7 protein-coding genes are annotated in these 12284 nt (G+C 41.4%); 3 read left to right on the top strand and 4 right to left on the bottom strand.

Annotated elements, in window-relative coordinates; genetic code table 11:
* Positions 1–17 precede the first annotated feature (17 nt).
* Together BN6556_RS10845 and BN6556_RS10840 are read left to right on the top strand one after the other, a co-directional pair.
* Positions 18–1220, top strand: coding sequence for a Gfo/Idh/MocA family protein (locus tag BN6556_RS10845; protein WP_066190946.1), 1203 nt, complete (start codon positions 18–20; stop codon positions 1218–1220).
* A 351-nt stretch (positions 1221–1571) separates the two neighbouring features.
* Complete coding sequence (locus tag BN6556_RS10840; RefSeq protein ID WP_066190944.1) at positions 1572–5732, top strand: heparinase II/III domain-containing protein; 4161 nt, start codon at positions 1572–1574, stop codon at positions 5730–5732.
* 142 nt (positions 5733–5874) lie between these two features.
* Here the strand turns inward: BN6556_RS10840 and BN6556_RS10835 are convergent, their stop codons facing one another.
* A complete protein-coding gene (locus tag BN6556_RS10835; protein ID WP_066190942.1) occupies positions 5875–6921 on the bottom strand; it encodes a dihydrodipicolinate synthase family protein in 1047 nt (348 codons plus the stop codon).
* Entirely contained in the window at positions 6922–7938 is a 1017-nt protein-coding gene (locus BN6556_RS10830) for an NAD-dependent epimerase/dehydratase family protein (protein ID WP_066190939.1), read from the bottom strand.
* A gap of 279 nt (positions 7939–8217) precedes the next feature.
* Here BN6556_RS10830 and BN6556_RS10825 point away from each other — a divergent pair, with 279 nt between their 5' ends.
* Positions 8218–9573, top strand: a complete 1356-nt coding sequence (locus BN6556_RS10825) for a GGDEF domain-containing protein (protein ID WP_066190937.1) — start codon at positions 8218–8220, stop codon at positions 9571–9573.
* A gap of 165 nt (positions 9574–9738) precedes the next feature.
* On the opposite strand, the gene BN6556_RS22655 is transcribed toward BN6556_RS10825, so the two are convergent.
* Positions 9739–9864, bottom strand: coding sequence for a hypothetical protein (locus BN6556_RS22655; protein ID WP_262361292.1), 126 nt, complete (start codon positions 9862–9864; stop codon positions 9739–9741).
* A 528-nt stretch (positions 9865–10392) separates the two neighbouring features.
* Positions 10393–12279, bottom strand: coding sequence for a glycoside hydrolase family 127 protein (locus BN6556_RS10820; RefSeq protein ID WP_262361306.1), 1887 nt, complete (start codon positions 12277–12279; stop codon positions 10393–10395).
* Between the last annotated feature and the right edge of the window lie 5 nt (positions 12280–12284).

The raw sequence follows: 12284 nt of genomic DNA, 5'->3' as shown, positions 1-12284 counted from the left end.
CCAGATACATCACAAAAATGAAGGAGGAGAGCATCATTAAATCAAACGTATCCATTGTTTTAATTGGAATCGGAGGATATGGCGACCTCTATGTCAGCCATCTGCTGGATTCCTCAGAAGCGTCTATTGTGGGAGTAGTGGATATAAACCCGCAAAAAAGCAAGAACTACCAAACGATCATCGAACGGCAGATTCCTGTTTTTTCATCCATAGAGACATTCTATGAAAATTGGAGTGCTGACCTTGCCATTATCTCTACACCGATTCATCTTCATGCCGATCAGACGTGCTATGCGTTGACACATGGCAGCCATGTGCTTTGTGAAAAACCAATGTGTACAACGGTGGAAGATGCTGAAAGAATGATTGCTACCCGAAATGCGAGTAACAAATTTTTAGCGATTGGTTTTAATTGGTCATTTCAGCCATCGATTCAAGCATTAAAGCACGATATTCAAAATGGTCTTTACGGAAAACCCAAAAGACTGAAAACGATCGCGCTTTGGCCGCGAACAGGCAGTTATTTTGAGCGCGCACCATGGGCCGGTCGAAAATATGGTAATAATGGAGAGCTGATCATAGATAGTGTAGCCAGCAATGCCTGTGCACATTATCTTCATCACATGTTTTACCTCTTAGGTGCCACAACCGAAGAGAGTGCACATTTGCAGCAAGTCACTGCCGAACTTTATCGAGCGAATCCAATTGAAAACTTCGATACGTGTGCAGTCAAAACAATAATAGATGAGGGTGTGGAAGTACTGTATTATGCGACACACGCTGTTCCGGAGACATTTGGCCCCCATTTCACATTTGAATTTGAACATGCCACCATAAGCTATACACAAGAAGAAGGCTCCAATGGCGTTGTTGCTCACTTTCATGATGGAAACAAAAAAACCTATAAAGATCCAAGAACCGAAGACCCTTTGCACAAATTATCGATATGTATCGAAGCCGCTAAATCAGGAAAGCAAGTTATTTATTGTGGTCCAGAGGCCGCCTACGCCCATACATTATGTATTAATAGCATGCACCATTCTATGCCTGAGATTATTCATTTCCCTGATACACTTATTCAACATGACCAGCAAAAAGATCTTACTTGGGTGGAGGGATTATCTGAAACACTCATGAAATGTTTTGAAGAATCGCGCATGCCAAGTGAATATCAACTAGATTGGGCAAAGGAAGGAAAAGTGATTACTTTATCAAACTAGTTTCAAATGGATGAGATAACACCATGACTTCATTGCACCGAAAACTTACAGGAGGAAACGATTATTAACAAGGACTGTTTTGCAATACATGCCATCAGACGTTAATAGTGACCTCCTTATTATCTTTTTTTGTTCCAAATGAAAAGAGAAATATCCTCCCCCTTTCACAGAAATCTCCATTACTAATATATAAGTAAATCTATTTTTAGACTTTTTATAGACTCCGATTTCAAGACATTGTTAGCAACTACAGCGAAACGATCGAAAAGATTACGGTTACTATGGCTGTCGTACTTCCCAGTTAGAGCGCATATGTTTTTAGCAACATTACCATAAGGAGGAGAAAATAACATGTGGAGAAAAACGTGGATCTTGTGTTTCGGATTGTTTGTACTACTTAACTTTTTGCCTGAACTAACCTCGCCTGGTGTCTCAAATCATCAGATAACTGCTGCCGAGACTGCTCCAGCTACCGAACCTGTTATTGATCATAACCATAACCGTTGGGCCGTCGTTCCAGAAGTAGAAACAGAGATCGCTATTGACGGTGATCTAACAGAGGATATCTGGGAGAAAGCAGTCGAGTTAGAGGGATTTGTCACCGTATTCGATAATGAAAAGGTCGAAAAAGACACAGAAGCCCTGCTTGGCTATGATTCCGACAACCTTTACGTTGGTTTGACCTACACAGATGAGGAGGCAAGTGAGTCATTAGCTAATGTCGAGATTTTGATTCGACCTTCTCCAGATCAAGAAACCTTTTTCACGATAACCATTCCGGTCCATGAACCTAATTTACCTATTACAAATGATTGGGGGCCAGGAGGTGAAGAGGCAGCTGATTATGATTACGAGGTCATTACGGAAGAGGGATCCATGACGGCAGAGGTTGCTATCCCCATCTCCTCTCTTAATGTGGACGAGCTGCACGTTGGAGATGAATGGCAACTCAATATCATCCATCAGCATGAGATCAATACGGAACCCATGAGTTCTTGGATTCCCATCCGGACATCCAGTTATAACCAAACAGATACAAGCACTTCCACTAGCTACACCATCGATGTTTCTGAAGAAGGACGGCTGGGCAGTATCTTTTTTAATCAATTGCCAGAACAATGGTCACCGGAATCCTATAACTCTATTTGGAATCCACAGGAGTTGAAACTAGAATATAAAGCCTTTACCGAGAAAGAATTGTCCTTTAAAGGGGCAGGGATCAACCCTATTCATGATGATATTGCGCTAACTTGGCGCTCTCCATCTGGCGAACAAGTGGAACTAGACGATGTGAATATGGAAAAGGTAAAAGACCGCATGGTTGTATCCTTTGAGCACCCAGAACCACATGAAAATGGATTGTACCACTTATCTGTTAGTCTGGATCAGAAGCGCAATAAACCTGAAGCCATGTTCACCATGCTAGCTTTTGATCGAAACCAGATGATGGATGCAGGAGAAGCATTATACGATCACGTCCCATATGATGGGGAAAAGACCATGGTAGAATGGGAACCTGCGACAGAAGAAGTCCAGCAACTCTTGGATATCATCCCCGAACGAGTTGGTTTTCGATTTACTGGATTACCGGATCAGCCTCAACTGCATCCAGATAGAAATTTCAGCTGGGATATCGATCAACCAGATATCATCAGCTCCAATCACAGTGATAAAACGTATCCAAATGAAGAATATCCAGAAGATCAAGCCTTAACCGTAACCAATAAAAAAGGAAAAACCGTTGAATATCCCTATTATGAAGATGAAAATGGCAGGAAATATTTCTTAAGCGCCCACAAATGGTGGCTGCAACGAAACTATGCCCTAGGACAGATGTCGAAAATTGCTTCCGAAGATCCGCTGGGAGCCGCAAGACTATTGCAACGCTTTGCAGAAGTATATGAGGGTTATATACCAGTCAGTGATCATGTATGGCAAAACTTTCCGGTAGAAGTCTCATCTGGACCTCCCTATCCTTGGTGGGGTGGTGTATGGAACCGCTGGTCAGCCTCTGAACTGTGGGATCTACGCAATTTATTCAATGCTTACGCCACCGTCAAACAGACTAATGCATTGGAGTTATTAAGTGACGAAGCAGGAGAAGATGTTGATCAAAAGATTGTAGAAGCGATGTTTAAACCATCCGTAGAGTTTGCTCGGACGTTCCCGATTATTAATCATAATATGGATTATACCAAATGGGTCGGTCTGGGTGACATGTCAAAAGCCATTAATGATCCTTCCTATATTCACGAGGGAGTAGAATTATTAGAAGACTATACAACCAACGAATATTTATTTGATGGCTTTTATAAAGAAACGACCTTGTCTTACCATAACCAGTCCACCAATGGCATCAATCGAGCCATCGATGCCTTTCAGGGATGGAGCGACCCACAAGGATATACTTCACCTCGTTCAGGGACGCGATTTGACGATTTAGATATGCGAGAGGCATTCCCTGCCTTGGGTAAATCGCAGGAAATTCCACAGATGCTGATTTATCCAGACGGGAAATACCTTCCTACTCAAGATACATGGGCAAACGAGGTGTCCGGAAATCCTAATTTAACCGATGGCTCCTTTTTACTGCCAGCGTCTGGATATGCTCGACTCCAAAGGGGGACCCCAGATGAAGAGGAAGAAAGTACCGGCATTACTTATTTATTTCCTGGGTTGGACATTGTCGATCAGACGACAGAGGATCGATTATTTGCAGATAGCGGAACCGTACAGTTTGAAGCGGAAAGCGAAGGAAATCAGATTACCTTTGTCTTTGAAGTCCCCGAAACGGATACGTACCGTGTAGATCTGAAACCCTTTAAGGCGGCAAGTTATGGGTTATATGAAATCTTGATGAACAATAAAACTATCACAGAACTGGATTTCTTTAATACAGGATCCGGACCAGGTGATATGGAAACATTGGCAACACTAGAGCTAGAGAAAGGTACACATGAAATTACCTTTAAAACGATTGGCAAATCTGATGAAGCAACCAATTATAAAATGGGTGTCATAGAGCTAGTTCTTTTGAATGAAGAAGCCCAGCAAGAGGATGACGGCGAAGAAGGCAATCCTGCTCAACCATCCCAGCTATACATGAATTTTGATCCAAAGTATGGACATAATCATTTTGACCCACTTAATTTAAATCTTTATGCAAAAGGGCAAGAACTATTGCCGGATATTGGCTATAGTTATACCTTTTACCGCCGCTGGGCGACATCAACCATGGGACACAACACAGTAGTGGTAGACAGCAAAGACATGACCACTTCTGGCGAGGCTGAGCACGGAGGAAATATCGAGCTCTTCGCCCCTATCAGCGACCAGCTACAAGTGATGCGTGCCCATCAGGAAAAGGCGTATCCAGGAACGGATGAATACAGCAGAGAACCTTGGTTTATCGGATTCCCTGATGGAGAGGATGGCTATGTATTGGATTTGTTCCGTGTCTCCGGCGGAAATCGTCACGAATATACCTTACAAGGAGATGCCAACCGCGATGCTCACTTTGATACCGACATGGAACTAACCGAATATGGCGATTACCTCCTGCCTGAAGGAACAGAAGTCACTCTTCCCGAAACGGCATACGACACAGGTTATGCAGAAGGACATTATTATGGCTATATTTATCTTCAAAACGTCATGGAAGCCGCACTGGAAGATGAGCAATATCAATTAACATTAACAACCGAAGAGAATGAAGAAGAACAAGCAAAAATGAAAATTACCGGTCTCTTGGAATCTGGAGAAAATGAATTGTATTTAGCTGAATCACCGTCCCTCCGTTCCACTCGATTACATGGCACAAGTATGGATACCAATGATGAAGCAGTAAAATACCATATGCCTAAATTCGTTTTAAGAAGAGACGGAGAAAACCTAAGCAGTCAATTTATTACGTTAATGGAGCCTTACCAACATGACGAGGAACCACGGATTGACCATATAGAGAAATTAGAAATAAAGGATGCTCATCCGGGTGATATTGCCGTTGCGGTTACTCACGGGGAGACAACCGATATTATTCTCAGTTCCCCTCACCACCCAGAAGAACCACTGGTTGTGGATGATACCACCATGACAGGAAAGATGGGAATGATTCGTTTACAAAATGGGGAAGTTACCGACATGTACCTGATTGGCGGCAGTCTGTTAGAAAAAGGAACCGAACAATTGACTGGCAATGAAACGATCAAGGGGACGCTGACCAATGTAATGCGTCAAGCCAAGCAAGACAGCTATGACGCATTTGTAACAGACACCAATATACCGGAGGATACACGAGGCAGTCATATGGTTATCACACACCCAGACGGTAAAACACATGGTTACGAAATCAAAGAGATTATGAAAGAAAACGATCAAACGATCATTCAAACCAATGGAATGGACCCAGGTTTCAGCATCCATAGTGATGGATCCTCAGAAATGAACTTCTATCCATTTAAGACATGGGACGGAGAACACACCTTTCAAATAGAAACATTCAGTACTAAATAACATGAAGCAGAGCTCTTTTCTTTCGGAAAGGGCTCTTTCACTTTTGACCAAAAAATGTCCACTGCAGACATTGTAAAACGCCGCAATGGACTAGAAAGACTCTTTCTTTTTTATTTCTGTAATGAAAATAAGTGCCAAAACCCTAGTCGAGCCATTTCGATAGATTTGCTTGGATAAAGGTATCATCATTCAAATGGGGATAACTTCGGTACACACGATCGATTTCGTCTGCCTGGTGAGGACTTAACTGTTCCTTTTCAAGCAAACACCAATTGCCCTTAAGCAGCCCTTGTCTGGTTAGCACTTCATTTATCCCCGCAATACAGCCTTTAAATTGATTGCTTGCATCAAAGAAGGCCGCATTCGCATCCGTAATCTCCTGCCCCAATGTTAAAAGCTCACTAGGAATATGGTCTTTACTTTGCGCATGTTTCATTTCCGCAAACATTTCCACCACACGCTTGGTCCACACCGACCAATGACCAAGTAACCCACCGACGATTTTCTTGGTGACTTGCCTATCCCCCACCCTTATTTGATACGTAGTTAACAAGTCATTCACGATGTTATCATCATTTCCCGTATATAAAGCAATCTCTTTATTTCGCGCAGAATTGCACACAGCTCGAACGACGTCAAAGGATTGATATCGATTAAATGGAGCAATTTTAATCGCATGCACATTGTCTATGTCAGCAAAGCGTTTCCAGAAATCATAGGAAAAGACCCTGCCTCCGACCGATGGCTGCAAATAAAATCCGAAGACCGGTATGATTTCTGCAACCTTTTCCGCTCGATAAAGAAGTTCATCTTCTGAAAGATCTTGCAAGCTTCCCATGCTCAATAAACCTAAGTCATAGCCAATATGTTTACTAAACTCCGCTTCACGGACAGCCTGCTCAACCGGCCCACAAATACCCGCGATTTTAATGAAATTCTTGGAGGCTCGCTCCATCTCTTCCATTGCCATCACTAATACCTTTTCAAATAATTGAAAAGCTGGATCCCTAATTTCAAATTGTGTCGTATGAACCCCTACCGCCAAGCCTCCTGCCCCTGCATCGATATAATATCTGGTAAGTGCACGCTGACTTCTCTCATCCAGCCTTCTATCACTAGTCAAGGCAAGCGGATGGGCAGGAATAACCGTTCCTTCATGAATATGCTGTTTCACGGCATGATCAAGCATTTAAAATGCCCCTTCCCGTTCTTGAAAATGTGTAGGTTTATTATGTGTAACACCATCGTGGCTTAACCAGTCAGCAATCATCGTGATCATTTGTTGAATAGAAACTTTAGGATAGCCAAATAATTCATGGGCTTTGGACGCATTATTCAATAACGCTTTTGAATCTTCGACATGGATGAATTGAGGTTCTTTATCAAACCGTTTGCCAAATTCATTGGCTAACCATCGGATCGATAATGTCTCAGGTCCTGTAATATTTAAAATCTTTGGCGGGGAATCGGTATGTAACAAGGAACGAATAGCATACTCATTCGCATCCCCTTGCCAAATAACATTCACATTACCCATCGTTAAATCAATCTCTCTGCCTTCATACACTTGTTTCGCTATCTCCAGTAATACACCATAACGCAAATCAATCGCATAATTCAGTCGAAAAATGAGCAAAGGTGTCTGATGTTTATGTGAAAAATACGTGAGCACACGCTCTCTTCCCAAACAGGATTGAGCATATTCGCCAACTGGATTCACCGGGGTATCCTCTGAGCAATTACTACTCAGTACATTGGTAAACGGATAGACATTTCCTGTAGAAAATGCTACTATTCGTGAATGTTTAAATTTCTCTGCTACTCTTCCTGGAAGATAGGCGTTCATAGCCCAAGTAAAATGTTCATTTCCCACGGTTCCAAACTTATTACCAGCCATATAAATCACATTTTTGACATTGGGAAGTGCGGCAAGCTCCATGTCATCTAATAAATCGGCCGCAATGGTTTCCACACCCAGTGCCTCTAGCTCTTCCCTTAAGTTTCCTGATGAAAATCGCGACACACCGATAACTCTTTTATTCAATCCGCCGTGATCTATAGCCCTTTTGGTCATTCTTGCTAAAGTCGGTCCCATTTTCCCACCAACTCCCAGAATTAAAATATCCCCATCCAAAGATCGTAAATCATCCATTAGTGCCTGTGATGGTATTGTCAGAAAATCATCCAATTCAGCAATCGTTTTCATTTGACCACTCCTTTTCCTATTTTCAAGTCTTATTATGATTTTCGAGATAAAATTCAGATGCCTGTATATTTTTATTGTATGGAGACCACTTTTAAAAGACAAGTCTTTAAACAGTCTTTAAGTATGCCATTTACGATGACTCGAAGCTGTGCATTCACCATCAATTATTCTGTAACCTAATCGTTTTGACAAATGGATGTTTACAACGTATGATAATGACAATAAAGAAAACAGACATGTCCATACTTGTGTCGATAAAGACCTAAGGAGGGTAATTCAATGAATTTGAAAGCGGTTACTATGAATCCAGAGATTACGATTGGAGTTATTACACCCGATGCCCTTGTCGAACAAATCAAGGAAACTTTGAAAGCTTTCCCAAACTTCAAGCCTATTTTTTATATTATTAATCCTGATACCGTTCTGGCTGAGGCAATGAATGATTTAGAACAAGACGCAGATGTATTGATGTTTATGGAATACCACCAATATCACTTAGCCAAACAATTGACGGACTTCTCCATTCCGGTACACCTTGTGCCACTGATGGGAACCGGGCTTTACCGATCATTATTTCTTATAAAAAACAGCCATGGATTGAAAAAATTGTCCGTCGATACGGTTGAAAAAAAATATGTGGAACAAATACTATTTGAATTAGAAGAGACAGATTATCAGCTAACGGTATTCCATAACCATTCCAAGAGTATGCTAATTACTGATATCATTGACTTTCACAGAGCAAATCATCAAGAGAACGGCACCGTGGCTATTACTGGCATCCAAGAAGTTTCCATCCGGTTGACAGAACTGAATATACCAAACGAATGGGTCACTCCGACACAACAGGATATGATCGTCTCTTTAGAACGGGCACTTCTGGCTACAACCACGCGAAGGAACAAGGAATCACAAATCGTTTTCGGATTAATTGACATTGATAACTTTAAAAAAATAATTGAAAGATACCCTTCCGAGCATGATGTGCAATTATTGAAATTACAAATACAGCAAATGCTGCTGAATTACACCAAACAGCTCGACGGTCATTTAATTAATATTGGCAGTGAAGAGTACTCTTTTATTACCACTCGAGGTATTTTCGAACGGGAAACGAGGGGATATAAGTTTATTCCATTGCTGAACGAAACCAAAAGTGAAATCGGCATCACCCTAAGCATCGGAGTCGGTTTTGGCAGTACGGCCGCAGAAGCTGGCAGTCATGCTCGCTTTGCCATGCGCCAATCAAAGGAGCTTGGTGGAAATGTTTGTTACATTGTACGTGAGGATCGCAGTGTGCTTGGCCCTGTTGACATTACCACCGATACGCACTACGAACGCTATGATCTATCCATAACAGACGCAGAGCTGCTCGAAAAAGCAGAAAAATCCGGTATGTCCGCAACCTATATGACCAAGTTGATGGCACGCGTTGCCAAATACAATAAATATGATTACACCGCCCAGGAATTAGCTTCCACACTGGATATAACTATTCGGAGCGCCCATCGTATCCTACTTAAATGGATGGACGGCGAACTGGTTGACATTGTAGGAGAAGAAAAGGTAACGCATAAGGGACGGCCTCGTCGTATATATAGGTTAAGTTTTATTATTGATGCGGAGAAGGCGTAAAATCCTCAAAGAAAAAGACTTATATTACCCAAAATGAGGAAGCAGTTCCTTTTATTAAAAATAATATGGATAAGTTTCTTCGATTCTAGTTAAAACGCTTATTGGCAATCTTAATGATGAGAAAGAAGCTATCGTCTATTTACGATAATGGAAGCTCCATGAAATTTAAATCAGATCTTCTAGCTTACCACTGCATTCGATGATCAGATCTTTGTATTTTTTGATGATAACCTTTAAGATAGGATTAATATCTTTTGTTTGTGAGGCGAATGATGGAGTATGAAATTTCATGTTCGCGAATACACCTTAATAATACGCAAGATATCGATATTCAAACATTGCGTATTACACCCAATTGATTTACAATTCGTTTTATTGCTAAGCATAAATCAAAAAGGGATATTTGGGAGCAAGAGAAACATTCAATTTGAAACAACTACTGATTTTTCAACGCGGTGCTAACCCTATGCAAACATGTAATACCCAAGGGGTTAGCACCTTGTTACAATAGTGGTTTTATCGAAGGTTAGCAATTGGTTTTACTATTTTATTAATAGAAATATTTAGGTTAGCACTTTTGATAGTCTATTGCCTTGGTTGGGAAGGCTTTCTGATGTGTGCTGTCGCATCCTTTATGGGTGCGTGGATTGAAATACTGGTATCACATGGTGTCGGTGTGCTTGCCTGCGTCGCATCCTTTATGGGTGCGTGGATTGAAATTTGTCTTGGTACCGGCGCACTGCCTTCACTAGTCAACGAAAAACTGGGTTAGCCTCACAAACATAACCCAGTCACTTCTATAATAAACTTATCTATTTTTCAAAGCTTAATAAATGGCACCTCCGTCATTCTTAAATTGGTACATCCATAAGGTAAAAGCTTAACTTGCTTCACTTCACTCATTGGCTTTCTACCTGCTGGGGTTCTAGTAACTACCCCATCTTTTTGGGGCCAATCAATTTCTACTACCTTTGCCGAAGCTTCAAGTGGTGGTTCAGCAGGATTAAAAGGCATATCCGCCACCTGATGGAATTGAAAGTCTATCTCCTTATCCACATAAGCATAATTCCATGGTGAAACAGGAGTCACTTCATAATCGCAATGTGGATAAACGCGTAATGTCTCGTTCTCACCATAGTCTATTTTGTTCCACTCTTCTTCAATGGCTATCGATAATAAGAGTGGCCCTCTTCTAACTGCGATCATCTCCTCTGGCCTATTTATAAATTCCGACTCATAGTATAAGATCACATCGATCGTTTCTCCATCTGTCCATACCTTAGATATATGATAGTATTCCCCACTCTTTGCCTGCTTTCCATTTATCGTTGCACTTGAACAAAAGGCCGGGACCCTAATATCTATATCAAAGGCACAAGGCCGCTCCACCTGAACGGTGAACTGCATAGTGTTACGAAAAGGATAGTCTGTTTCAAGGTCGATCTTTACCTTTTGATCATTGATAGTGGTTTCTACCTCTGCAGGTGCAAATGCAGTACAAGCGATCCCTTTTTTTGTTTTCATAAAAGTGGATAAGGCAAACTTAGGCCAGGCTTGGTTAAAATTAGCAGTGCAACACCCAAAATGAGGTTCTAACCCAAATATATGAGCCTCTCCATTATTCGTTCGAAATGGCTGTTTTCCTTCTTCAATTCTGCTACACTCCACCTGATTGACCATCTGATCATACTGATGAGACCACATATCTGGGCTAATTGCTGCAGGCAAAGCATTATAAGCGATATACTCTAGTTGGTCTGACCACTTTACATCACCAGTTACTTGAATAAGATTCTCTAGCGAATACATAAACTCTGCTACTGCACATAGTTCGGTTCCTTGGGTAGGACTGTTTCCCGACAGACACTCATCTCCTGTAAATATACCCGTGGCCGTGCCATGGAAAGTTAATAATTGCTCAAGCATTTTATCTGCAAATTGCTGATCAGTCTCTTGTTTACTTATTCTGCTAAACAAAGCTAATGATTTCACTGCCATTGCTTGATTTACTACATGACTCATTTGGCTCCAATGTCCAGAGGAATTGGGCTTTTCATAAGGCCAGTCTTCATATAAAGAGGCATAGTCAAACCCCTGTGCCTTTAATTTAACGGCTAGCTGAAGCAACCATTCTTCTTGTTTCCTTTCATAGAGCCAATATAGAGGGATTAGCATTTCGAACCACCTGGTAGAAGCCCAATCAAAGATAGTAAATTGATCAATATGCTTGTCGAAATTCACCATCGCTCGATGAACAACCTCTTCTACTCTTTCATCCTTACTACAATCATGGTAAACTACCAACACTTTTAATAGTAGAAATAAGGCCCACATATCATATTGGCCTCTCTTTTCTTTAGGACATGGGCAAATCCAGCCATCTTCTTCTTGTCCGTCTATAATAGCATCCATATACTTTTTGGCACGCGATTTCATATCTTCATCATCTAATAAATAAGCTAGAGGAATAAAACCATCTAACCAATAAGGCACCCGCTCCCATCCCTCTTTATCTCCACCAATCCATTTACTGTCTTTAATATCTGGCCAAAACTTGTCTAAATGACCACTAAGTCCTTCCGCTTGAATCTGAAGCTGGCGTAATAGCCAGCCCTTGGGTTTTATCTCGTTAGTCGTTAATGGCTGAAACGTTAGTTCCGCAATCGGTTTTGTCTTCATTTTGTTATCCCACCTTTTGTCCTTCATCACTC

It is taken from the genome of Gracilibacillus timonensis, from assembly GCF_900086715.1.
Classification (GTDB): Bacteria; Bacillota; Bacilli; order Bacillales; family Amphibacillaceae; genus Gracilibacillus; species Gracilibacillus timonensis.
Note: the sequence above shows the minus strand (reverse complement) of the source record. Positions and strands in the feature narration are given on the sequence as shown.